General features: G+C 53.9%; 25 protein-coding genes and 1 tRNA gene. 8 read left to right on the top strand and 18 right to left on the bottom strand.

The window, feature by feature from the left end:
- The first annotated feature begins 1 nt into the window (after nucleotide 1).
- From ACR0E6_RS10580 to ACR0E6_RS10560, 5 genes are all read left to right on the top strand, one after another.
- On the top strand, nucleotides 2-1,420 hold the full coding sequence (locus tag ACR0E6_RS10580; protein WP_480583057.1) for a dihydrolipoyl dehydrogenase family protein: 1,419 nt from the start codon (nucleotides 2-4) through the stop codon (nucleotides 1,418-1,420).
- A gap of 19 nt (nucleotides 1,421-1,439) precedes the next feature.
- Nucleotides 1,440-2,822 carry an ATP-binding protein gene (locus ACR0E6_RS10575; protein ID WP_480583054.1) on the top strand — a complete coding sequence of 461 codons (1,383 nt, stop codon included), beginning with the start codon at nucleotides 1,440-1,442 and terminating at the stop codon, nucleotides 2,820-2,822.
- 64 nt (nucleotides 2,823-2,886) lie between these two features.
- A tRNA-Arg gene (locus ACR0E6_RS10570) sits at nucleotides 2,887-2,963 on the top strand.
- A 567-nt stretch (nucleotides 2,964-3,530) separates the two neighbouring features.
- Nucleotides 3,531-3,905 carry a VOC family protein gene (locus tag ACR0E6_RS10565; RefSeq protein ID WP_480583051.1) on the top strand — a complete coding sequence of 125 codons (375 nt, stop codon included), beginning with the start codon at nucleotides 3,531-3,533 and terminating at the stop codon, nucleotides 3,903-3,905.
- A 69-nt stretch (nucleotides 3,906-3,974) separates the two neighbouring features.
- On the top strand, nucleotides 3,975-4,277 hold the full coding sequence (locus ACR0E6_RS10560; RefSeq protein ID WP_480583048.1) for a hypothetical protein: 303 nt from the start codon (nucleotides 3,975-3,977) through the stop codon (nucleotides 4,275-4,277).
- A 100-nt stretch (nucleotides 4,278-4,377) separates the two neighbouring features.
- On the opposite strand, the gene ACR0E6_RS10555 is transcribed toward ACR0E6_RS10560, so the two are convergent.
- Nucleotides 4,378-4,695: a hypothetical protein gene (locus ACR0E6_RS10555; protein ID WP_480583045.1), complete on the bottom strand. Its 318-nt coding sequence runs from the start codon at nucleotides 4,693-4,695 to the stop codon at nucleotides 4,378-4,380.
- A 176-nt stretch (nucleotides 4,696-4,871) separates the two neighbouring features.
- Nucleotides 4,872-5,219: a hypothetical protein gene (locus tag ACR0E6_RS10550; protein WP_480583042.1), complete on the bottom strand. Its 348-nt coding sequence runs from the start codon at nucleotides 5,217-5,219 to the stop codon at nucleotides 4,872-4,874.
- Between the two features lie 349 nt (nucleotides 5,220-5,568).
- Here ACR0E6_RS10550 and ACR0E6_RS10545 point away from each other — a divergent pair, with 349 nt between their 5' ends.
- Nucleotides 5,569-6,435, top strand: coding sequence for a hypothetical protein (locus ACR0E6_RS10545; protein WP_480583039.1), 867 nt, complete (start codon nucleotides 5,569-5,571; stop codon nucleotides 6,433-6,435).
- Nucleotides 6,436-6,607: 172 nt separating this feature from the next.
- On the opposite strand, the gene ACR0E6_RS10540 is transcribed toward ACR0E6_RS10545, so the two are convergent.
- The 15 genes from ACR0E6_RS10540 to ACR0E6_RS10470 all read right to left on the bottom strand — a co-directional run bounded on the left by ACR0E6_RS10540 (nucleotide 6,608) and on the right by ACR0E6_RS10470 (nucleotide 19,753).
- Nucleotides 6,608-7,252, bottom strand: coding sequence for a hypothetical protein (locus ACR0E6_RS10540; RefSeq protein ID WP_480583036.1), 645 nt, complete (start codon nucleotides 7,250-7,252; stop codon nucleotides 6,608-6,610).
- An 86-nt stretch (nucleotides 7,253-7,338) separates the two neighbouring features.
- A complete protein-coding gene (locus tag ACR0E6_RS10535) occupies nucleotides 7,339-7,539 on the bottom strand; it encodes a hypothetical protein (RefSeq protein ID WP_480583033.1) in 201 nt (66 codons plus the stop codon).
- The gene (locus ACR0E6_RS10530) at nucleotides 7,536-7,772 is read right to left on the bottom strand and encodes a hypothetical protein (RefSeq protein ID WP_480583030.1); all 237 of its coding nucleotides are present in this window, start codon (nucleotides 7,770-7,772) and stop codon (nucleotides 7,536-7,538) included. Before ACR0E6_RS10530 ends, ACR0E6_RS10535 begins: the two co-directional genes overlap by 4 nt.
- A 17-nt stretch (nucleotides 7,773-7,789) precedes the next feature.
- The gene (locus ACR0E6_RS10525; protein ID WP_480583027.1) at nucleotides 7,790-8,173 is read right to left on the bottom strand and encodes a type II toxin-antitoxin system death-on-curing family toxin; all 384 of its coding nucleotides are present in this window, start codon (nucleotides 8,171-8,173) and stop codon (nucleotides 7,790-7,792) included.
- Between the two features lie 481 nt (nucleotides 8,174-8,654).
- Entirely contained in the window at nucleotides 8,655-10,319 is a 1,665-nt protein-coding gene (locus ACR0E6_RS10520) for a terminase large subunit domain-containing protein (RefSeq protein WP_480583024.1), read from the bottom strand.
- Nucleotides 10,319-10,738: a hypothetical protein gene (locus tag ACR0E6_RS10515; protein ID WP_480583021.1), complete on the bottom strand. Its 420-nt coding sequence runs from the start codon at nucleotides 10,736-10,738 to the stop codon at nucleotides 10,319-10,321. The genes ACR0E6_RS10520 and ACR0E6_RS10515 overlap by 1 nt, the downstream gene beginning before the upstream one ends.
- Nucleotides 10,739-10,744: 6 nt before the next feature.
- The gene (locus ACR0E6_RS10510) at nucleotides 10,745-11,161 is read right to left on the bottom strand and encodes an HNH endonuclease signature motif containing protein (RefSeq protein WP_480583018.1); all 417 of its coding nucleotides are present in this window, start codon (nucleotides 11,159-11,161) and stop codon (nucleotides 10,745-10,747) included.
- 313 nt (nucleotides 11,162-11,474) lie between these two features.
- Nucleotides 11,475-13,562: an AAA family ATPase gene (locus ACR0E6_RS10505; RefSeq protein WP_480583016.1), complete on the bottom strand. Its 2,088-nt coding sequence runs from the start codon at nucleotides 13,560-13,562 to the stop codon at nucleotides 11,475-11,477.
- Complete coding sequence (locus ACR0E6_RS10500) at nucleotides 13,559-13,807, bottom strand: hypothetical protein (RefSeq protein ID WP_480583013.1); 249 nt, start codon at nucleotides 13,805-13,807, stop codon at nucleotides 13,559-13,561. The genes ACR0E6_RS10505 and ACR0E6_RS10500 overlap by 4 nt, the downstream gene beginning before the upstream one ends.
- Before the next feature lie 130 nt (nucleotides 13,808-13,937).
- The gene (locus ACR0E6_RS10495) at nucleotides 13,938-14,138 is read right to left on the bottom strand and encodes a helix-turn-helix transcriptional regulator (RefSeq protein ID WP_480583010.1); all 201 of its coding nucleotides are present in this window, start codon (nucleotides 14,136-14,138) and stop codon (nucleotides 13,938-13,940) included.
- Nucleotides 14,139-14,230: 92 nt separating this feature from the next.
- On the bottom strand, nucleotides 14,231-14,908 hold the full coding sequence (locus tag ACR0E6_RS10490; protein ID WP_480583007.1) for a hypothetical protein: 678 nt from the start codon (nucleotides 14,906-14,908) through the stop codon (nucleotides 14,231-14,233).
- Complete coding sequence (locus ACR0E6_RS10485) at nucleotides 14,898-15,401, bottom strand: hypothetical protein (RefSeq protein WP_480583005.1); 504 nt, start codon at nucleotides 15,399-15,401, stop codon at nucleotides 14,898-14,900. The genes ACR0E6_RS10490 and ACR0E6_RS10485 overlap by 11 nt, the downstream gene beginning before the upstream one ends.
- Nucleotides 15,398-16,540, bottom strand: coding sequence for a tyrosine-type recombinase/integrase (locus ACR0E6_RS10480; RefSeq protein ID WP_480583002.1), 1,143 nt, complete (start codon nucleotides 16,538-16,540; stop codon nucleotides 15,398-15,400). The genes ACR0E6_RS10485 and ACR0E6_RS10480 overlap by 4 nt, the downstream gene beginning before the upstream one ends.
- Nucleotides 16,541-17,374: 834 nt before the next feature.
- Entirely contained in the window at nucleotides 17,375-18,463 is a 1,089-nt protein-coding gene (locus ACR0E6_RS10475) for a hypothetical protein (protein ID WP_480582999.1), read from the bottom strand.
- A 342-nt stretch (nucleotides 18,464-18,805) separates the two neighbouring features.
- Nucleotides 18,806-19,753, bottom strand: a complete 948-nt coding sequence (locus ACR0E6_RS10470; RefSeq protein ID WP_480582997.1) for a hypothetical protein — start codon at nucleotides 19,751-19,753, stop codon at nucleotides 18,806-18,808.
- A 516-nt stretch (nucleotides 19,754-20,269) separates the two neighbouring features.
- On the opposite strand from ACR0E6_RS10470, the gene ACR0E6_RS10465 reads away from it, so the two are divergent.
- Nucleotides 20,270-21,244 carry a Mu transposase C-terminal domain-containing protein gene (locus tag ACR0E6_RS10465; protein WP_480582994.1) on the top strand — a complete coding sequence of 325 codons (975 nt, stop codon included), beginning with the start codon at nucleotides 20,270-20,272 and terminating at the stop codon, nucleotides 21,242-21,244.
- 109 nt (nucleotides 21,245-21,353) lie between these two features.
- Nucleotides 21,354-22,346, top strand: coding sequence for an MBL fold metallo-hydrolase (locus ACR0E6_RS10460; protein ID WP_480582991.1), 993 nt, complete (start codon nucleotides 21,354-21,356; stop codon nucleotides 22,344-22,346).
- 179 nt (nucleotides 22,347-22,525) lie between these two features.
- Here the strand turns inward: ACR0E6_RS10460 and ACR0E6_RS10455 are convergent, their stop codons facing one another.
- A complete protein-coding gene (locus ACR0E6_RS10455) occupies nucleotides 22,526-23,458 on the bottom strand; it encodes an IS5 family transposase (RefSeq protein ID WP_480582988.1) in 933 nt (310 codons plus the stop codon).
- Nucleotides 23,459-23,592 lie beyond the last annotated feature (134 nt).

The following is a 23,592-nucleotide window of genomic DNA, read 5'->3' as shown; positions in this document are numbered from 1 at the left end:
CATGACCGAACTGAAGACCGATATCCTGGTGATCGGTGCCGGGTCAGGTGGCCTGTCCGTGGCTGCGGGGGCCGCCCAGATGGGGGCCGACGTGATTCTGCTGGAAGGTCACAAGATGGGTGGCGATTGCCTGAATTTCGGCTGCGTCCCGTCCAAAGCGCTGATTGCCAGTGGCAAGGCCGCCTATGCGCAAGCCCACGCATCACCCTTTGGGGTGTCGGATGTCGTCCCACAGGTGGACTATGGTGCCGCCAAGGACCACGTGCACGACGTAATCGCACAGATCGAACCGATGGACAGTCAGGACCGGTTCGAAGGTTTCGGCGTGAAGGTCTTTCGCGAGTTTGGGACCTTCCTGTCGCCAACGCAGGTGCAGGCGGGGGACAATGTGATCACCGCCCGCCGCGTGGTGATCGCGACGGGCTCATCGCCGCTTGTGCCTCCGATACCGGGTCTGGAGACGGTACCGTTCTACACCAACGAGACCATCTTTGATCTGCGTGAAAAGCCCGATCACCTGCTTATCATCGGCGGCGGCCCCATCGGTATGGAAATGGCGCAGGCGCATATCCGGCTGGGCTGCAAAGTTACGGTGATCGAGGGCCTGAAGGCGCTGGGCAAGGATGATCCCGAAGCCGCCGCAATCGTGCTGGATACCCTGAAGGCGGAAGGCGTCGATATCCGCGAACAGGCGATGGTCGCCGAGATCAGGGGCGCAGACGGCGCGGTCGAGGTTGTCACAGAAACCGGAGAGGTCTTTGCCGGTACCCACCTTTTTATGGCCGCCGGACGCAAGGCCAACGTTGAACGCCTGAACCTCGAGGCGGCGGGGATCGACCGCACCCGGACGGGTATCAGGGTCGATGACGCTCTGCGCACCAGCAACCGCAAGGTCTATGCCATCGGCGACGTCGCTGGCGGGCTGCAATTCACCCATGTCGCCGGGTATCATGCCGGTATCATCATCCGATCCGCTCTGTTTGGCCTGCCATCCAAGGCCAAGACCGCGCATATCCCATGGGCAACCTATACCGACCCGGAACTGGCCCAGGTTGGCCTGACCGAAGCGCAGGCGCGCGAACAGCATGGGGACAAGGTGGAAATCGCCCGGTTCGATTATCACCACAACGACCGCGCCATTTCCGAGCGCAAGACGAAAGGGTTTATCAAGGTTATGGTCGTAAAAGGCCGACCTGTCGGTGCAACGATCGTGGGGCATCAAGCCGGGGAACTGATCAACTTGTGGTCTCTTGCGCTTGCCAATAACCTTAAGATGGGTCAGATCGCCGCGATGGTTTCCCCCTATCCGACGATAGGAGAGCTTAACAAACGTGTGGCGGGTGCTTATTTCTCGCCGAGGCTGTTTGAGAATCAGACAGTTAAACGAGTGGTCAGGTTCGTCCAGCGCTGGATCCCCTGACCTAAAGAAGGAGCGCCAATTGAACTCGCTTTCGGGCCGTTTCCTGATCCTGACGACGGTCTTCGTGATGTTGGCCGAAATCCTGATCTTTGTCCCCTCGATTGCGCGCTTTCGCGAAGACTTTCTGCTGAACAGGCTTGAGCGTGCGCAGATCGCCTCGCTTGCGTTGCTGGCCGACGACATGCTGGCCGATGAGCTTGAGGCCGAACTGCTGGCCAATGCCGGTGTCTATAACGTGGTTTTGCGGCGTGACGAGGTGCGGCAGTTGATGCTGTCCTCGCCCATCCCCGAGCAGATCACCAATACCTATGATCTGCGCGATGCGGGCCCCTGGATTCTGATCCGCGACGCGGTGAACCGTATCTTCACGGTCGAAAACGAAGTCGTTCGCGTGATCGGAGAGCCGGTCAAAGGGGCCGGGCTGTTGATCGAGGTGACCATCGACAGCGCGCCTTTGCGCATGGCGATGGTGGATTACGGCCTTCGGATTCTCGGCCTGTCCTTTGTAATCTCGATCATCACGGCGTCGCTTTTGTTTCTGGCGGTTCGCGTCGTCCTTGTGCGTCCGATCAAAAGCGTTGTCGGCTACATGCAGCGCTACGCCAGCGCGCCTGAGGACGCGCGGGGTATCATTGCACCTGCCTCCAAAGTCACGGAACTGCGCGAGGCGGAAGAGGCACTGAAAACCTTGCAGACCGATCTGACCCAGGCCCTGAAGCAGCGCGAGCGTCTGGCGCAACTTGGCGGAGCCGTCGCCAAGGTCAGCCATGATCTGCGCAACATCCTGACCTCGGCGCAGCTGTTCACCGACAGGATCGAATCCAGCGATGACCCGCTGGTTGGTCGTCTGGCGCCGAAACTGGTCAACTCGATCACCCGGGCCGTCTCACTGTGCGAAAGCACCCTGGCCTTCGGCCGCGCTGAAGAGCCCGCGCCGACCCTGACAATGGTCCGGGTTCGAGACGTGGCGGCGGATGTGGCGGCCAGCGAACAACTGGCCGTTGCGGATGCCCACGTCGAAATCGTCAACGAAGTCCCCGAGGACCTGGTCGTACGCGCCGACCCCGAGCAGTTGTTCCGCGTCATCATGAACCTTGTGCGCAATGCCAGACAGGCCCTGGTCGCATCAGGCCAACCCGGCCGCGTGACCATCGCCGGATGCGAGTTCGAGACCAGCTGGTGCATCGAAGTCAGCGACACGGGCCCCGGTCTGCCGCCAAAGGCGCGCGAGAATCTGTTCACACCCTTTCAGGGCGGCGTCCGCAAAGGAGGCTCGGGTCTGGGCCTTGCGATTTCACAGGAACTGGTGCGCGGCCATGGCGGAGATCTGCTTCTGAAAGACACCAGCGCAAGCGGAACAACCTTTGAAATAAGGCTTCCCCGCGGCGACGTGACTTTTTGAAAGTTTTTTGAAGAATCGACTTGCACGTCCACCGCCCCGGGTCTAAATACCGCCTCACCAACGCGGACCGATAGCTCAGCTGGATAGAGTACTTGACTACGAATCAAGGGGTCGGGGGTTCGAATCCTCCTCGGTCCGCCATTAAAATCAATCACTTGGCGGAAAATTGGTAGTTGGCAAAAAGGGCCGTGTCAGTCTGGTGTCAGTCACGGCGCTTCGATCCATCCCGTAAGATTCGCTTGGCCAGTTTCAGCCCAGCCGTGCTTTTTCTCATCGCCCAACATGTTAGGACCAAGCATTAGGTCGTTGTCTACTTCTGCCAAACTTCGGTCGAGGATTGAGGCAATGCATCACATGGGATAACGATGCAATTATCAAAAGTTTAAGAATGATTTTGCGGGATTGATTTGTGGACTTGAAATTTAGGCACTTGCGTAGTGCGGATGGTTTAAAGTTACTCGCACTTGCGGGGATTTTGTCAGGCTGTCTCGAAGAGGATAAATGGGAGGGGTTTGTATATCCCGACCGAAGCAACTTGTTGCAACACATCGAAATCGGAACCTTCGCATCGTTGCAGGAATGCAGAGCGGCGGCTCAGAACACTATGCAAAGCAATGGCTGGTCTAATTCTGGTGATTACGAATGCGGCTTAAACTGTCGTAACAAAGAAGGGTGGGACGATTTGAAAATATGTGAGAAGACCGAACGATGAAAATTGTACTCATTTCCGCGTTCTTATTTGTAGTAAGTTTTTCAATTGCAGTTGCAGAAGGCGTGATCAATTGCACCTTTTATCAGGAAGGTACCAAGAAGGACGAGTTAGTCATTTTGGGTGACCGCGGACTTTTGCACATTGAAGACCCTAGCAGCCAAGAGAAGACCACTTCTGTCTTTCATTGTAACGACACTCACCACACCTACACGTGCATCAATTTTTGGACAAACCCCAGCAACAACGCGGTGATCCACTACATGTTGGCGGTTACGAAGGACTTCAAAACTATTGTAGTTTCGCGCAGCGGTCCAAATGCACCAGACAAAGCATTCGTTTCGATATTCTCGGCTGAATGCCGCCAGAATTGAAACAGCGATGTCACACGAGGCCGCTGCCGCACAAGAGGAATTTAAGTGATTCACTAGATTGGAAAATTTATGAAATCTGGCGACTATCAAATTTTCAGTGAACGTGGTGACGTTGTTGTATTGAGTGAGGCGGACGCCAAACGGGAACTTGCCGAAAAATCCGATTTCAAACTGCGTCTTGAGATTGCGCAGGCAAGACTGTCACCCAACGAACGCGCAATTGTGCAGGCGGCAACGTTATCACAAATGGAATTGGACCGACGCGCAGCGGAACTTAACGAACAGATCGCCAAGCGAACCACCTACTGGTCCGCCGCTGTCGCTGTTGTTTCGGTAATCATCGGCGCGGTTTTGGGTGCTGTGCTGTCCTGATCGGCATCTTAGTTCAGCGCTTCGGTCGAAAGATCACCCGAAGTATCGCCCACAGGACCAAAACGACAATGATCAATGTAGCAATTTTGATAATCATTGGTCATCCTTCACGACAGATCACATCGGCAACGGTCGATGCGTCCAGTTCATCGAACCGGGCCTTACCCAACGCACCGATGGTGGTCGAAGCGGCCAGCGGTTCTCCAGCAGCATCTAGCGCAATGCACTGAAGGTTGATGTCTTCGTCGGCTGCGATGATTTCCACCACCGTATTGTCGCGTTCCTGTAGCCAACGCACGACCTTCACACCATCAGCACTGGCGATCGTGATCGTCTTGTCGTCCGCAGCTATGGCGACCTGTGCGGTCGCGGTCGAAGCGGTCAGTGCCAGTACGATGGCAGCGGTCAGTTTGGTCATGTTGTCAGTTTCCTTACGTAAAGATAATCCAGATCAGCACCCAGAACACCAGCCAACCCCACGCCCGACGCCACAGGCAAATCAGGACCGCGATCAGACAGATGATGATCATTCGTCACAGCCTTCGCCCGCAGCGATCAGGGCCGCGCAAGTGGCCAGTGTCAGTGTCCGCACCATCACGCCAGCCCCGTAACTCTGAACGCAACGGTCAATGCGTCACGGTCGATCTGTACGTTGTCCACGGTGAACACGGTTGCCCGCACCGCGGTCGTGCTGTTGCCGCCCACATACCCCGCACAAGTGATGTCGGTGGGTGATGTGTCGCGTTGCAGGATCATGCGGCTGGTTGCCTCCAGCGCGTCCATCCGAGCGTTAAAACGGGCCACATCGGCCTTGGACTCGTGGTAGTAGTTCGGCGCGGTGTAGCAGGTGTCGTGGAAAACCGGGACGGTGCCAATACCTTTAACCTCAACGGTCCAAGCGTACGGTTTGCGATTAAACCTGTGTGCTGCTGGTTTGGTCATTTCTCAATTCCCCTCTACGGTCAGTTCACCACCACTTTCGACATAGGGAATAGTCACGGTTTGCGCTTGTGAAATTCGGCCAAGTGATGCCCCGGTAATGTCAATCACTGGCCGATCCGCACGTCCTGCGATCCGTCACTTTCCGTTCGGGTCCGCTTTGATCGTCAGGCTGCCATCTATGACGAGCAGCATCTATCGTGTGACATGGTGCTGCAAAGCGGATGGTAGGTGTCCGCTTTGATCCAGAGGTGAGACTCAGCCGTCAATACGGAAAACCAACAGATTTCTAAATTGGAAAATCCCCGCTACCAGGTAAGATGGCACCACATTTACACAAAGGAATTTAGTCTTGCCGTGGGGTGATCTTGTCGAACTTCTGGGCGGTTCAGCCATCATTCTGGCTGTTCTTGCCGTATTCTGGAAAGGCGACGACTGTATCTCGAAAGAGTTTCGGGACGATCTAGCCGCTTGGCTCATACTGCTCAAACCACCACCTGGAAACAGCCCTGTCGCTCAGTCAGTCTTAGCGATGTTTGAAAAGGTGTTTGGGGAAAGGCATTGGAGTTGGAAGTGCTTCTGGCGATCGTTTGTTTTGTCGACTGTTTCATTTGCCGTCGTGCTAGTGTTCATGTCTCTCCTTGTTCCCGAGGTCCGCAGTTCTCTTTTACCTGAACAAGATGAGTATTGGTCGGTCATACCGATGATGCTTTTAGGAGCCTCCTTCAACGGCCTTGGTGACTTTCCAGCTTTGTACGTCACTAGAATCGTACTTCAAAAGAGTTTGAATGGAAAAATTTCGCTATATTGGGCTGTAATCGTGGACTTTGCGTGCACAATTATCATTGTTTTTGCGACCACCTTGATGGTGGTTTGGTTCATCTATCATATTCTTCTACTTGATCCTCTGAATACACCGAGCCTAATAGAACTACCGAGTTTAGTTACAAATTTTCTATTTGGTCTTTTTAAGAACTGGGATTTTCAAACTCCCATGGGTGTTGCCGTTCTTTTCACAGCTTTCATCACCAGCTTCTGGCTTTGGGCCGCAGCACTTGGAACTGTGATAATCCGCCTTTTGGTTCGCTCCGGCCCGATCCTCAACGCACTGCAATACGTCTTGCCGATTGAAGAGAAACCGATCCGCTCGATGGGTATCGTCGGTTTCTTGGTCTTTTTTGTTTACCTGCTGATCACGATAACGGTTCGGTCGTTCTAGTCCGGTGAAACCCAGCCCGCTGCTTCAAGAACCGAGTAAGTCTGGGTCACTATTATGAGCAGGATCAAAACTACCGCAGTGACGTACAGAGAAGACGCGATGAGTATTGATCCCGGATTTCGGATCACACCATGACGACTGAGTCGGTGCAAAAAGGGCCGGTTGGACGCAGTTAAAACAAACCCGTTCTTTCACCAGTCATTACATCGCGGCATTTGGTTTGGATTTGCTTGATTCCTTTGACTGCCGCTGTTTTGTCTTCTCTTGCCATCCTAAACAAGTCCTCCCGCTTGTTCCTGCGCTGTTCTTTACCTTCATCTGTTTCGTCGTCTGGTGCCTCATACAAAGCTAGAGCCGAATTGTCGCGGGCATTGGCCAGATTTAGTTGAGAGATAACTGTCTCAATTTCTTTTCGCGTTTCTTCCTTAACAAACGCGGACAATTGACCTGTTGCTTGGCTCAACGCTTCAATATCGCCAAGTGCGGTATCTGAAAGCATGTGATTAAAAATATCCTCCCCTGTCATGACTTCGTATTCGTACCGCCAGTCCTCACGTTTCATGGACTGGTACTCAGGGGTGATCGTCCACCCCGAAGGCTCATACTCAACCGTGAAATAGAAACTGGCCTGCAAATACCCGCTACAAGCATCAATCTGCCGTTCTTGCAGGTTTGTCAGGTACGGCGTCTTGAGCGATTGATTGAGTTGGTAAGTCTGATAGCCCGCAAAAAAAGTGCCTGCCCCGGTCAAAATCAAGCCTAATCCAGCAAAACAGAGGGAAGCTATTTCGACCTTCTTTTCAAAATCCCAACTCATAAAAATCTTCCAAAAAAATGACTTTTAGTGAGACAAGGCAACAACTCGGGCTGATTAATGTCAACTGTTTGAGTGGCTCAATGACGCTAACTCGTCGGCTGCTCTGGTGCGTCACCCAATGCGAGCAATAACAAGATGGCCAGCAAAGGCGATCCGACCAAACCAATAAGAAACCAGATCAATCCGGATCGGTTGCGCCGCCCAGCCATCGTGATCGGCAGGATGTAGAGCCAGATCGCTGCAACCGTTATTAGAATCAAGAAAATGAGGCCGCCGAAGTCACTCATGACTTGTTATTTCCGATAACTGCTGCAGCGACGAACAATAGGGCAGACAGTAATAACCCGCCTACTATGCTGTAAGGCGCAGCGTACAACGCAAGCGTGATTTTACCTGCTGAGCTGACTGTTCCGCCTGTGAAGCTGGCCAGCACACTGACCTTGTCCATTGCTCTAAGAAAGCTGAATACGGAAAATCCCAAAGCACACGCAGCACCAATGGCGAAAATATGATGGTTCATAGCTTTTTACCTATAGTTCATTCAATGACTGTGTGAAACCAAAATGCCGCAGCTTCGCGTGACATGCTGCCCTCGACCAGACGCACGACAATCTTGTCCAGAAAATCGATAGAAACAGGCGGCAGATCGTATCCCGACAGTCGGATCATGGTCATGGTGACAAGCACAGCCGCACGTTTATTGCCGTCGTGAAAGCCGTGTGCTTTGGCGACACCGTGCAAAAGCGCGGCGGCTTTTTCATGCAACGTTGGATACACATTCTCGCCACCAAATGACGCATACGGTCTGGCAATAGCGCTTTGAATGCTGTGTTGGCTTTTGATGTACGGTTTGGCATCTGGTACCCGCAATGCTTCGCAATAAACCAGCAGGATGTCATCGTACGTGACCTGATAGATCATTACTTATCGGCCAGCCGGTCCAACACGTCTTTCATGTCTTTGGCCGTCCGTTTGATCGTTGCCTTAACTTCTTCGCGAGACGGTTTTTTTGTTACGCGTTCTGGCTGAGTTTTCTGATCGTTTGACATATTCATAGGATGGTCCGTTATGCACCAGATCGTCAACTGTGTGTAACTGGCAGCATCGATGATTAGTATGGCACCGCAATTTTGATCTTTTCTAGAACAGGTTGCCCGAAAAAATCAAAAACGCCAAAAATCCAATAATCGCAACCAAACACAACGCTTTTCTCGGCGAACGCTGATTGGAGACCCATCTCCCATGATAAATATACCCCTGTACTAAATCTGAGTCCCCACCATCAATGAGGTACAGGTTAAGCAAAGCCAAAACGAAGCACCTCCTAAAATATAGAAAATGGTTTCTAACATCGCCAACAACCTGAACACAGTCTCTGACCGCGTGTAATTTTGTTCATAAGTCATCCAATAAGTCGCCCAGCATCAAAGGCGCGGTGGCCGTATTCATCTATCAGGGCCGTTGCGTTGATTACGGATATGATGCCGTCGATCTTGGCGTAACCTTGGCCGCTCAATCGATTGTCGCGTTTCTTGAGCCTGCGGTTTCCGTTCGGCAGTTCCTCAACCAAGAGATTGTCCACATTCGCCAGTAGCAGCGGGCAATGACTGTGTGATACCGCGCCGTCGAGTAGACGCGCCTCTAGGCTGGCTAGGGCAGCACCCAATACCCAAGTTTGCGGGATCGCCTCAAACCTCTTGCTCGTGGCGTCACGCAGCGCCTGCGCAAAGCCCGTCTGGCCGTGTTCATCGCCGCCCACAACGTCACAGCCAGCTTGGGCCACCAGATCGAACATGGCGGCCTGCATCGCCTCTGCCGTTTCATGAATGTGCAGAGTTTTGTTCTTTACGGCAGCGTCGTAAGTGTCGCGTAGGTTATCGGGCGCACGATCGTAACCCGTCTGGGTAAGGAACTGATGCACGGTCAATTCTAGGCGGCGCGGAGCGGCCTTCGGGCGTCTGGCAATGCACACGGCGGCTGGGTCATCAAGCCCGCCTGCATCGATGCCCGCAACGGTGAAATCATACGGGCCGCTCGGTATCAGACGCGGGCATTTGTCAAAGTGCAGATGCAGGATGCTTTCCGCATTGGCGGCGCTCTCGTTTCGCTCAATCCCAAGGCGCTGGGACAAAGTGAGGGCAAAGGTTTCCTGATCGTCAGCATCAGCCGCTTGCCGTAACTCGCGCTCTAACTCGGCGGCATCCATCGTGCCGGGTTGATCGGCTGTGCGCAGCGAGGGCATACCCCGCCACCAATTGTCAGGGTCCAGCGGATCAAGGTCGGGCCGCTCGGTTAGCGGGAAATTGTAGAGCAAGGGCAGAAAGTCGGGGTCTTGGATGTCACCGCCTCGTACGGATCGCGCGTAGGCAAGCTGGCGTTTAAATTCTCCCACGGGCGGTTCAATCGACATTGTCGTAATGGCGAGTACCTTGAAGTCTCGGCCCCAGTTCGCGCCGCCTTGGCGTAGCTGATTTATCGCGGCGGTTGCGTCACTCAGTTGCGCCATTTCGTGCAACTCATCCAAGATCAGTAACACAGGACGGCGGCCCACTGCGTTACGCATGTTGCACGAGATAATCTGGATAACGATACCGCTTGTAACGTGCGTCAGGCTCTTGGACTGGGCGTTACTACGGAATAGGGGGCGCAACTCATCATCCGCCAGAATGGCCTCTAAGATGTGGTTGAACACGATCTTTGCGCCTTCGATATTCGCGGCCATTATGACAACTTGCCCGCGCGTGTTTTTCCCGAGAATTGAGGACAACATGACATAGCCCAGAGCAAAGGCACCCACGCTTACAGATTTGCCGCTGCCCTTACCCAGAACCCAGAGCGACTCGCGCACTTGAAAGCTGGCCTTCAGTGCATCGCGTTGCCACGGCAGCCAGTGTTGCTCTAATCGATCCCCAGCCGCTGGGCCTTGGGTGAGCGTAAACTTTCCGCACAACGTAACGAACCGCTCGGCTGTAACTGCGTCTCGGTCGAGTACAGGCACAAGCGACTGGGCGTCTGGTGCGTGCGCCCAATCTGGATTGGCTGGCGTTACGGGGCGGATGTAACTCATCAGGCTTGCCAGACCGAATTTCCCGGTGTTTGCGGTTCGTCCTTTTTGACGGGCAACAGCTTGCCTTTACCAAGCCCGAGTTGTTCGCCAAGTTTGTTCAAGGCTCCTGAGTGCCGCACGATAATTGCAGAGGACGGGTGCGCCTTACCGTCTGGACCGATTGGCCCGCCATCTAAGTTCATGCGCATCTGTGCGCTGCGGATCGCAGCGAGGTTGATAATATACGCCTCAACAACGCTGGCCTTCTCGGATGTCCATGCTTCTTGCCTGTGCAAGTGCCGAATGAGGCCGTCCCACTCGACCCAGTAAGCTGGATTAAGACTGGCGGGCATGTTTGGCACCTCAAACGGCGCGGTTTCGGCTGTTTGGCTCTGAATCGCTGAAAGTTGCGATTTTTGGCATGTAGTTGGATTGGGCATTTGGCGTTACACACCTCTCTTGTAACGGTTGAAAATCTCGGCCACACGGTCACGAACAGGTGCTGTGTGTGTTTCCTTTGCCCCGCGATCAGTGGAGCGGCCCCCATCGCGAGTTTGTTGGTACCCTCCCCAAGCAGCAGAGCGGGCGGCCAACGGGTTGCGCTTGGCGTTGGCATCAGCAACGTGACGCAGACGTGAGTTACACGGTTGGCAAATCGGACGAAGATTTTGGATGTCCCAGAACGTCGAGTTGTCATAACGATGCTCAACGTGGTCAACGGCAGTTGCAGCAGCAGCATGACAAACGGAACAAATAGGATCGTTGGCCAACACTCTTGCACGCAGCTTCTTCCAACGTGCAGTTCCGTACCACCGCTTACGCTGGGCCACCTCGGGCCGTCGGCTCTTACGCTCAACAGTCATGGCTGCACACGCTGTTGCGTGCGTTGCCGTACATCACACACGTTGACGTTCGCACGCTTTAATTCGTTCCGTTTTGGGCCACGTTGTTCACGTACAGTCCTTCTAGGGACTGTACGTGAATGAACAAAACGTCTGAGTGTGATTTTGTTCATCGTCAACAAGCAGCGTAAGCCCTAGATAGCGCAGGGAAAACATACCGTATTGTTCACGTGTTCAGCGCCCATTTGTTCGCGAACAAACTGAACATTTTGTTCACGCCGTTTTTGGGGCAGTGAACAAACTTTTTGTATAGGATTGCGGACATAGAACGTCATCAGCCTATATCCTCATTGTCTATACGTATTGCGTTCTTATAGTCCTCGCCCTTCTTGGTGACTTGATACACACCACGCCCCAGCGACTTGAGCCGCTTATCATCAATCATCCCTTTGATGCGTTTGTGCGCGGAACCCACACTCATTGCCGCCCCCTCGGCAACTTGTCGGTATGTAGAGTCTGGATACACAGCCAACCAATCAAGAATGCGTAACTCAGCGACACGGGCAACAGCTTCCTTGTCGATGACCTTGCCCTCAGTCGTCTCGGTCAACACAGGAACCTGCAACGGGCGGCCCTTGGCGTCAGTAACCTTGCCATCGTTATACAACTCCAATTCAAACGTCATGGGCTTGAAGTCTGGGCCACGGTGTTTGCCCTGCCAGCCGATGCGGATAAACATGTCGTCTTTCCACGTCGTCAGGTTGCCGTCGATTTCGTTGAGGAATGCACCGCCACCACGCGGCACGAGATTTTGTCTGTCCGCTGTCTTGCCGCTCGGGTGCGTCGGAATGATGACCGTCGGGCGGCTGGGGATTTGCTGGGTGAGTGGCCGCCACTGTCGTGCTGCTTCCAGCATCTGCATATTGTCGTTGTCGCTGTCGCCCTGAAAGAACGCTTGGTGCGTATCACCAACAATGAGACGCAGGTCATTTATGCCCGCTACGTCGGCAATGATCTGCCATCCGTCCTGCTGAACATTGAACGGCCCTTCATGCCAGTAGATTGGCAACTTGGCTGGGTCGATGCTTTGAGCGTGACAGGCGGCCAGAAACTGCACGCGCGTATTGTCGTGGTTCTCGCCTGCTAGAAAGTAAACGGACCCTTGCAAGGTATCGTGTCCGCAAAACTGCGCACCTTGTGCAACGGCAATGGCCAGATGCAGGGCGGTTGTTGTCTTGGCGTGGCCTGTGAAGCCTGTCAGGGCCTGAACGCGTCCAGTTTGAAGGACACCGTCGAGTAAGTAATCGAAAGGCTCGTATCCGTCTGTAAACTGCTTGGACGTACGCTTACCCTTATACCCGCTCAATCGTTGTGGTTGCGGGGGCAACCGCGACACGGCAGCCATAGCAACGTGCGCAGGCGGCATAATGGCCAGATGAGGTTCTAAATGTCGCTCCTGCATGAGCCGCGCCGCCTCGGGCGGTAACGTGCCGCCATTGGCCTGCTTTACGAGATAGTGAACGCGACCGAGTGTCAGGCGGCCATCGGGCTTGAGACCGCGCCATTCCTTAGCTGTCGCCTTGGCGTCGTATTTCTCGGATTTCTGGCTCCAAGCGTCGAACATGACCCGCCCCTCGGCATGTCCCAAGCTGTTACACACCGCAAGTGCTACGTCTATCCAGTCGTCATAGGTGAGGCCGCGCTTGTTCTTACTGCCGTTCGGCGGCCCGTCATTGGGCAGGGCGTTCAGCATGGCGGCCATAAGGTCAGGGGATACCGTGGCCTCAATCTCGGACGTGGCAACATCACCCTCGGCGGCTACAGGACCGCGACGGGCAAGTATCGCATCGCGCAGGGCTGGTGCTGGGGCTGGCTGGACATTGTAGCCTTGAAGGGGTTTGAACGTCAGAACAACGCCCAGCTTACCATTGGCGAAAAACCCGCAATCGTTCGCCTCACGGTGGCTGTGTTGCTCATCGCCCTGCATTCGCTGCATCACAACGCGCACGCCCGTTCCAGATACGCTGGCCTCGGCGTAGGTAAGCGTTTGGTTCAGTATCTCAGTCGCCCAAGGCAACACGGCACCTGTTACGGGGTCGCGGCAATTGTCGAGATCACCGAAAACGAGGACTGAGTCGGGCCGTGACAGATAGCCAGTTTCAAAACCTATGATCTTGTCGCCGTTGATCGACGACAGGTTCTCGGGCCGTGGTAGCTCAAGGTGCAGCTGCACCTCGGCTCGGGTAAACTGGGCGGCTTTGTCTTTGGTGTACGGATACCGCACGCCGTTAGGCATCGTCGGGTATTTGCCCGTTTTCCCTGTCTCGGGGTTCGCCTCGGTAATGGCCCAGAGCATCCAGTTGCGCTCGGCATAGGCCCGTTGCCAGATGTCATTAGGGTCGCCCATGTGCTGCACATTCATGCCGCCACCTCATCTGCCATCAGACGCACACACAGCAGCACAGCGGCGGCTCTGGCTTGCGCCTCGCTCATCGCAGTCTCATGAAGAATACGGGTACTAGGGCGCAGGTATGAGGTACCAGGTACTCTCTCCAATGCCTCGGCAGAAGCCAGCCATGTGGCATTCGGTATGCCTTCGGAGATACGAACACGGATGAGGCCGCAATATCCCTCGTTCGGTTTGTCGTTTACCCATTCAATGTGCATCTGGGGTTTTCCTTGTCGGATAACGCTCGGGCCGTTATCGTGAATGCGTTCCAATCGATTACGATAACTGACTTGAGCGGGGCGGCTGGTGGTCGCCTCGTTTACGTTTGGACCAAGGTGTGTCGAGGCATCAGGCGGTCTCATCATTATAAGAAAGCCACGCCTCTACGTCAGAGCGTCTGTAACGGATGTAACGGCCCGTTTGCGTCCAGCGGGGGCCGCGCTTTTGCGCACGCCATCTGGCAAGCGTCTCGTGCGCTATGCCCAGTATCTTGGCGGTTTCCTTGGCGGTCAGTAGCTGCTCGGATATCGCAGCCTTTGCGTGTCGCATCGTGTCACCTCACAATTCGTGATTCTCGGTGACAATCCATTGTGTGCATAAAAAGCGGTCTGTCAGGGGACAAACAATGCTTGTCCCCCAAATTACTTTTTGCTGTCCCTCTGCAGTTGTTTTCGCAATGCGGAATCTCTGTCCCCTGCGTTACGCTTGAACGTAACGGCATCCTTATAGCCGTAAATCTCGGCCAGCCGTTCCAATTGCTCGGGCGTAGCCGTATTGAGCCTCGCAATCAGGCTCGGCCCGTTCGGCTTGTCGAGGCCAAACACAGCCCAAGCGGCAGCCTTGCGGGCTTTCCTGTTGGCGGCTTTGCGCGTGTTGCCGCTCTGCTGGCTCCTGCGCTTCAATTCAGCAATCGCGGCCTGTGCCTTGGCGCTGCGCAAATCGGCGGCCTCTGGGCTGGTACTGAGACTTCCCAGCCATTTGTGCGCCGCCAGTTCAACGGCTCCTAGCTGGGCGTCAAAGTCGCCCTCATCAGCCCAATACCTGAACGTTGCACGGGCCTCGTAGCAGGCAAGGTAGAATGCAACGGCGTCAGACGTAACGCCATTGCGTAACGTCTCCCTGTAATCTGGGTTGAGGCCAAGGGCGATAATGTCGGGTGCTGCCTCTTGGGCCAGAGCCTCAAGTACCGTGACCACATCAACGGCCAGTTCGTCCGCGACTGGGTATTCCTCGCCACGCTGGGCCGCATACCACGCGCGATCAAACTCTGGAACCAGAGGGCGCAAGCTGTCTATGGCTGCCGTTATGTCATCGATCATTTTTTTCCAGTTCCGCAAAGCTGTTAACTCTGGCGGTCACCGCCAAAACCAGCTCTAATGCAAGGCCCACGGCTTGTAGCTCTGCGGACATCGCATTGTCAGAATTAGAGCGTAACCGCTGAGTTTCCTCACGTTTTCTGCGTCCTGCGTTTGCCGCAGCAATTTCTAAAAACCGTGCATCGCACGCTCGACGCAAAGCGGTATCGCACAGTTGCCAGATTTGCCCCATTGAATACGCTAGCTGGCTCGTAGATTTGGCCAACCGAATTGGCTCGGTTAGATTGACGATGTCCAAAGCAGAAGGGTAATCAAACTCAAACTCTCGCTTGTCCCACTTTTCTTTTTCGAACGTATTCTTCAGGCTTTCTAACCAGTGAAGAGCGTCTGAAACGTTCCCATTCTTAAGGTGCTTGGCTACCAACTCTGCAGACTGTTGTGAGTTACGGTATCGATGTTTGACGGAAACGTTTTCTCTCTCTTCGTCGATCCTCATTCTACCAACTCCTGCACATGATTTTGCCAGCCGCGCAAAACCTCGGCGGCTTCCTCTGCATAGTCGTGCTGCATGTAAGCCTTGTCCAATGCCGAGCGTTGCACCTCGTGCGCTAATGCAGCCTCGCTGGCCTCGTATCCGTATCCACTGGCGGCGGCCCAAGTGCGCATTGCTCGGCGCACGTCATGCGGCTTTACTGTTGCATCAACCCCAGCCGCTTTGCGCCATGTGGGCAGCGCCTGCTTTAACCGTGTCGTGCCTTGCCCGAATACCGCGCCCTCTTGAGCGAGAACGGGCCGTATCTGGTCGTATGCCCAAGGCGTAAGAGGCGTCCAAAACTCGCGCTTGCCTTTCATTACCTCGGCAGGCCAAACGATACCGTCTTGTCGAATCCAATCGCGCTGCAATTGCTGCAAGGCTCCTGTGCGAACACAGGTCATCAGAACGAGACGCCCCGCAATAGCGGTAAGGGGCGTCATAGTCTCGGCGGCGTTCCAGAGTGCATTGATCTCATCCTCGGTCATAACTCGGGTGCGTGGCTTAGGTGTGGGTGCGGCTCTGCTGGCTTTGGGCAAAGTTACCTCTGTCAGCCCTCGGCTATCGGCCCAAGTCAGAAAGCTGTTGAGGGTGCGGAAAGTCAACGCGCCACTGGATGCACTGCGGTCGGTTGCGCGGTCCACAATGCGCATCAGGTCGGCGCGTGTTACATCACCTATTCTAATCTCGGCGGCGTCAGAATTGAGAACGTCGCGGCGCATCGCTCCTACGTATCCGTCGCGGGTGCTGGCACTCCAAGAGTGCTTGGGGCTGTCGAGCCATTGCGAGACAAGCTGGCCCAAGGTGTCGCCGTGTTTAGCCTTGGCTGTCGCTGTCTCGGCCTGCTGGCTGGGGTCGGCTCCTGTGCGTATCTCAAGCCGCATCTGGGCGGCCCTCTTGCGGGCTGCATCAACCGTTAACTCGCCCAGCTTGCCGATTGTTAGGCGCTTATACTTCCCAGTTCCGCGCACCTGATAATTGAGGAATAGCGTTACATCCCCATTGTTGGCTTTGCGTGCGCCAAAGCCCTTAACCTCAGTATCCCAGATCAGTTTGCCCGCCTGCGCCTCGGCCAGATTGCGGGTGCTTAGCTTGATTGCCATGTCAGCGCCTCGTGTCAGTAATATGTCAGTCTATGGACGTTATCAGGCGTTAATGTCAATCATCGTACGTCATCAATAATTATATAAAAACATATATAATCAATAGTTTATTTATTGGATTCAAGCATTTGAATGTCAGATACTCGTTGACTACGAATCAAGGGGTCGGGGGTTCGAATCCTCCTCGGTCCGCCACTTGGTGCTTGTTGAACGTCACACGAACCTGACCCAACCGTCACAGTTGGACCAGAAACGAGGTGAACGTTCGACACCGGAAGGCACCCCCGATGTTGGACAACAATTGATTTTGGCCTTCGCGTCTTAAACTGACCCATATTTCCCATTTTAAGGCTCCTGCAGACAGTTTTGTTTGATCTGGCTTCCCTTATGAAAAGTCAGGGCTGAATTGCAGATCAGACAGCGAAGCTGCCTGTTTCTGCCGATCTGCCACGTGGCGAACGCGGGAGGGGGCGAGGCAATGCTATTCGATAGGGGTGGTGCGGCCCGCAGGCACAGCCGAGGACACGGTCCTGTCTAATAGCGTTGCCCGAGGGGGAGGGCCGCGCCCTCACCCTGACGGCCAAAGGCGTTTGGCTTGTCCAAATCCCGCTGGCCCACGAATGGAAGGTGATGGGAAAGAGGGCTTACCGCTATTTGCGATCGAACCCTTCTGTCAAACTTCAAAAAGTAATAGTCGCCACACAAGCGGACCTTCGCTGCTGTCGCAGTGCGAAGCGCTACTAACGGCAGCTTTACGAATGACAAGCGCGGAAGTACATCAGCTATTTCGTGGGAAAATCCAAACGGCTTTGAGGCAGAAGGCAGATTATGCCTTTAGTTCTCCGATGGCGGCTTGCTTCCACTGCTATCCGTTTGCTCTGACAGGCCAGAAGGCTGCTCTGCATCCGTCAGGGCGGATGACTGTCCGTTTGCCAAACTATCGGCAATCTTACGCAGAAGGTCTGCGATAGCCGCGTCAGCGGCCCTGTCTTGTTCTGTTGCAGCCTCTTGCGCTGCGGTCATTTCCTGTAGCTGCGAGGTGAGCGTGTCGATTGAAACTTGCATTTGCTCCATCGTCTCTGTGTTTGCTCGAATAGCAGCGTCTTCATCGTCTGAAAGACGATCTTCTATTTCGAGCGCCACCATCATGAAGAAAGACAGAATGGTGATGATGTTGCACAGAACTTGCAACTGACGTGCGAGCCTTTGGCGCGTTGTCTCATCGACCGGCGCTTGTTCCTGTTCCGCCAATGACTCTTGCGCTTCGATGGTCCGGGCGAGCATTTCTTCGATGCTGCCGGACAGGCCTAGTCCTATCTGCGCCGTCGCCGCGATGCTGCCAATTTGGCCAAAAGCCTGCATTTGCTCAGTAAGGCCGGTGGCAAGGATGTTGAAACGGTCCCCGAACTCTGCACCGAGTCCCAAATCTCGCAATGCATTTACACTGTCGAAAATGCGGCCATATTTGCCGATATCTAAGGCTGCAAAAGTGGCCCCGATACGCGGTAGGTCCAGCGTTCGCGTAATGCCAAGAGCATAACTGGACTCGAAGTCTTGCAAGATACTGGGCATCAAACCTAATTGCCGATCAACACCCAGAGATAGGCTGTCGACGATTTTGGATTGCCGCTCCATATCGGCCGCCAAACGGCTGAAAGGATTGTCTAATTCCAGGCCGTCCAGAATTGACGTTGAAACTCCAAAAGACGCACGATCTATTCCCATGGTCAGACTGCGTAACCCAACCGGGTCCACGATGCGCTTCAATAGTTCAGACTGACGTTCCATGGCTGCAAAAACGCCCGACGCACCTAATCCAAGAGCGGCTTTCTGGGCCGCTCCGATGCTGTCCAAACCAGAAGACGAGTCTTTGAACTTACGGCGCTGCCGTTTGTCCGTATCCGCGCGTTCTTCATCGCTCATTTCCATGCCTAGCTTGGAAATGTCGAACCCCTTGGGTTTCTCATCGTCTATCTCTTGTCATCGCTGCGCCGCGCTACACTCTATATAGTGATTGCCAACATCGTTTACTAGCAATGAGGAGGCGAGTTTGTGGAGCCCGACACTAAGGCAGCTTTTCGAATTCTTAAGAACCCATATCGCATACGCAGCGAACTTCTGCTTTTCAGTCTAGGTGTTTTTCGCTGCAGTAGCGAAGGCTACAAAGCTGCCAGTCGCTGCTAGTGCAGCACCGATCTTCCCAAACTGCAGCTATACTTAGGCAGCAGACTCAGCAACATTGCGCTGGCGGTCTAGAACCTAATATCATTGCTGATGTTCTGGGGTATTTTTCGCAGGTGACCATCTTCCAGTACCGGTCGTATTATCCTCGTCATTGCCATTTTCGCTAGACTGCGCAGTGCTAATGCTGAACGGAATGGAACTAGAGAGACAGGCGCTTCGAATGGCTTCATAAGTAATGGGTTCTCTGGGGTACTGAAACGAAATCTGTGGAAAACCTCCTTTGAATTCAGCTCGGCATACCTGAACGTACTCCTGAAACACTTTAGGAAGAAGCTCCAAGGTGTCATCGGTCTGCTCAACAATTTCCGAGATCAATATGTTCAAGTTCGCTGCGCGGCGGTTAAAGGCGTCGGCGAATTCGATGGGGATGCCGTCGCTAGCTATATCTCCGTCTAAATTGCCTTTGAAACCGGGAAGCTGTTGCTTCCATTCTTCGAGTTCGACCAATTCCTTGGAATGCACAGTGATCAAATGGATTACATTTAAGGTTCTACGGTAAAGGAGCATCACCTGTGACATTAATTCGAACTTTTGTAGGTCTGCGAGAAACGATAATTCAGAAGGGTTGACGACTTCAGGTGCAAAATCTCTGCCTTGAGATGGCCTAATTGCCTGAAAAGGCTCACCGTTCAAAAAACCGTCAATCTCTGCTTGCCTGAATTGTCTGGTGAAATGTCGTTCCACGTTGGCAAGTAGATCACCATAGTTTGTGATCTTGATAGCAACCGTCAACGCTTTGCTGCGAGCCTCATCCGCTCTCTCAAGCCGGAGTTTCTCCTTATCAATCTCAGCCGCCTTCTTAACTGTATATCTCGCCACAAAATACGACAAAGCGGCTGCAAGCAAAGTCACAAGAAACTGGGTTAACGGAGCAATCCAATCGAAAGAGCTATCAGGGGGTAATGCGATTGGAAGGATGGTGAGGCAGTCAGCAATACCACCCCAGCTATTCGCAAGGCAATTCGACAAAGCTCAAAATCTCCCCTTTGAAATCACTACCATTGACGCGCGCAGGCTCGCACTCAAAGCACTTTGGGTTGGATTGGTTCATACCATCTTCCGTAGCTATTGAGTGTTTGTCGAATAGCCCAAGGGAGTTTAAAATGCAGCGGGTTGCAACTACTTTGTTCAATTCAACAAGTAAGGATTTATCAAGTTTCGCGAGGGTGAGGTCTGTTCGCCTCTCAGTTGGCGAAACCGGGTGTTCGGTTTGTTCGATTCGCGACCTGTTGCGAGGGTGAAAAGCGGGAGTGAGATCGAGGGCAGCTTCGGGCTCTCCGTGGCGTTTGACGGATAGGGCCACCAAGCAGACCTTCGCTGCGGTGGCGGCACTGATCATCACCAATGGCAGCAACGGTGCAAAAGTAGACTTTGCATAGCTCCGTGCGGCCCGTATGCGCCGCCATTGATGTCGCCAGCCGGTCGATACTCGGTCTCAAACTCTCGACCAAGCCAAGTGCCGAAGATGCGAAAGCAGTTGTCTGGATGGCCATGCGAGACAAGACCATGCTTGCGTCCCAGTTGGGGTGTGAAACGTCCTGGTCTCAGCATGGCCATGTGTATCACGTTGTTGTCGACAATGGTCCGGCCTTCGTAAACGCAGATTTCAAGGCAGCGCTTTCCGATCTGGCGATCGACTACTCTGTCCTACCTGCTGGCGCTCCCAAGTTGAGAGGGGTTATCGAGCGCTTGTTCCGCTCGATGGCGACTTTGTTGATGCCTTATTTGACCGGGCGCACATTTTCCAATCCGCAGCAAAGAGGAGATTACCCATCGGAAAAATACGCGGTGCATACCGCCGAGAGTATCCTGGAGTTGCTGGTGCGGTTCACGGTCGATGTCTACCACAATCGCAACCACCGGGGATTGGAGTACGCAACACCAAACAACATGTGGGGCAAGCTGGTCACCGAGTTCGGCTGGTCTCCCCCGATGAGCAAGCACAAGCTTCGCCATATCCTGGGGCTGAAATTCAATCGTGAGACTGGTCGGCACGGCGTTTTGATGAACGGCGTGAACTATCATTCCAAACGTCTGGCAGAACACTTTCAAAAATACGGCCAGCAGAGTGTCGAAGTCAGTATCGATCCCGAAGATATGGGGCACATTTCTGTCTGGTTAGAGCGCGGCAAAGACAGTGGGTGGTCAACGCTGGGTGCAAGGGTTGAAGGGCTGGAAGGGATATCGTTCGCATCGTGGGAGCGGGCAATCTTTGAACTGCGTCAGAACAATCGCGCAGCCGCAAGCTTAACACAGGGTGTGGTGGACCGCGCTATTCGGCGGATCAGGGAGATTGACGCTGAGCAATGCGCAGCACGGCAGCTTGGCCCGATCAAGCTCACCAGCGATCAGATCAAGGAGCCGCCTTTGAAGCGGGCTGCAGCATTCGCCGAGTTGCTTAGCAAGTTCCAGCAGCCCCAGTTTCGGCTTGATCATCTTCTCTTGAATGCTTGTAATTGATCGATACTCCTTGCTTGCGCTCCAGAAGAGCAGAAATGTCAGATCAAGTCGTGTATTTTACACTTAAATAAGCAGAAACCAATCTAAAGATTGGGGAGCAACTCATACAATGCGAAGTTATTTTATTTTCTTGATGATTTTCATATGTGTGCTGCTGCCTAGTGCAGGGGTTACCCAGTATCTAGATTCCAACATACCAAATCGTCTCACTGAGACGAACGAAGGTCTCGAAAGAGGGGTGAAGTTCAGTTGGTTTGGAGCCGCATCAATCATAATCGATGACGGAAAAACAAGTGTACTCATCGACCCATTCGTTTCACGCAGTGAGAACCAACCGTTCGATATTTTCTTGCAAAGAGACGCTGTCGTTGAGAAATCAAAAGTGATCGATCGATGCATGCAACCACATTACAAGCGCGTGAGGACGATCTTGGTGGGGCATACTCACTATGACCACGTTTTGGATGTGGCTGAGTTTGCGGATTGCACAAAAGCTCGCGTATTTGGCTCTGCCGACGCGAAAAAAGTCGTCCTTGCACATGGTTATGACAAGTTTACGGTTGTAGAGCCCGGTCAGACGATCACAAAACTTCAGACGGATAGCCTATTTTCAATCGAAGTTCTGAATGGAAGGCATGGCAGACCTCCTTTGTTAATTGATCCACTGGACCGGGAAGTCGACGTTGAATTCTCAGTGCCTGCGCCTATCACCGCCTACGGCCGCGGTGAGGTGCTGAACTTTCTTATTTCTCACCCAGAAGTAACCATCCTTCATATCGGAAGCGCTGGAATTCCTCGCGATTCAATAGAGGGCTTGCAAGGTAGAGTCGACGTTCTTTTTCTTTCGTTAGTAGGGCGCCCAGCAACCAAGTACTTTCTTGCCAAAGTAGTGGGCGATCTTAAACCCAAGCACGTTGTCCCCATACATTTCGACAACCTATTCGACCCAATAGGTGAAACTGTTGAAGTGACCTCTTTAGCCAGGTTGAAAAACTTCTTTCGCGTAGTGAGTAAAGATCACCCTGATGTTAATGCGGGAGTGGTACTTCTGGACGAAGTATGGCGAATTCAGAGTGGCGAACTTGCAAGAGTCAAAGATTAAGATGTGGATTTTCCGGCTTATGGGAGGTAACAGCTTTGTTGCACAAATCGGTTGAAGGGCACATTTCCCCTTTCTGCAAAATCACCTACCATGATGCACGTTCTCTTTGGGATTGGGCGGCAGTGCTATTGGGATTCAAGCGACATTCTTTTGGGAATACGCACTTTCCCCGGACGGACTTATCCTACGGGCTCAGTGACGGGTGTGCCGAGAGCGGTGTAGCGGTTGAGCACCGCAATCCTGACCTGAAGCTCAGCGACCTGCCGGTCGAAGTCTCGGGCCATGATGCCTTGGCCGAGTAGTTTGACGCAGTTCATTTTCGTTTCTGCACGGCTGCGGCGGTGATATCCGGTGAGCTTTCGCCAGAGTGCGCGTCCGAGATATTTGCAGGCCCTAACGGCTTCGTTTCGCGCGACAGCGCCCGCCGTGGTTGGCTTCCAGGGTTGGGCATTCTTGCGCGGCGGGATGATGGCGGCGGCTCCCCGAGCGGCAATCACATTGTTGCCCCTTCGCGTGTCATAGGCCCCATCAGCGGTGACCGTGGCAATCTCCTGGTCGGGCGGGATCTGTTCCAGCAGATCGGGCAGCATCGGAGCATCGCCGACGTTGCTTGTGGTGACACCGACAGAGCGGATCTCCAGTGTGTCCTCGTCCACACCGAGGTGGAGCTTGCGCCAAAGGCGCTTCTTCGACCCACCGTGTTTGCGAGCGTTCCACTCGCCCTCACCCTCGGCCTTGATCCCGGTCGCGTCGATCAGCAGATGGAGTGGCCCCGCTCCACTGCGGTAAGGGATGGAGACATTCAATGTCTTCTGTCGGCGGCACAGAGTGCTGAAGTCTGGGACTTTCCAGTCAAGCCCGGCCAGCCGTAACAGGCTTTCGACAAAGCCGGTCGTCTGTCGAAGAGGGATGCCAAAAAGCACCTTCATCGTCAGGCAAACCTGGATCGCAGCATCACTGAACTCAGGCTGATGACCCCGCTTGCCTGTCGGACGCGCATGCCAAGGTATCTCGGGATCAAACCAGATTGATAGCGAACCGCGCTGTTTCAGCGCCGTATTGTACGAAGGCCAGTTCCTGGTCTTGTACTTCGTAGGGGACCAACTGCTCATGCACAGTTGCTACCCTACTGGATTCACAAGATGAATCCTTGAACCCATTTGTGCAACAAAGCCATATTGATGCAAAGAGTGCGCAACAAGCAAAGTTGATTGGGGGAGCGTTTCCTGGGGCGGTCACTGTGCTC

Source organism: Ruegeria sp. AP12, assembly GCF_056540025.1.
Note: the sequence above shows the minus strand (reverse complement) of the source record. Positions and strands in the feature narration are given on the sequence as shown.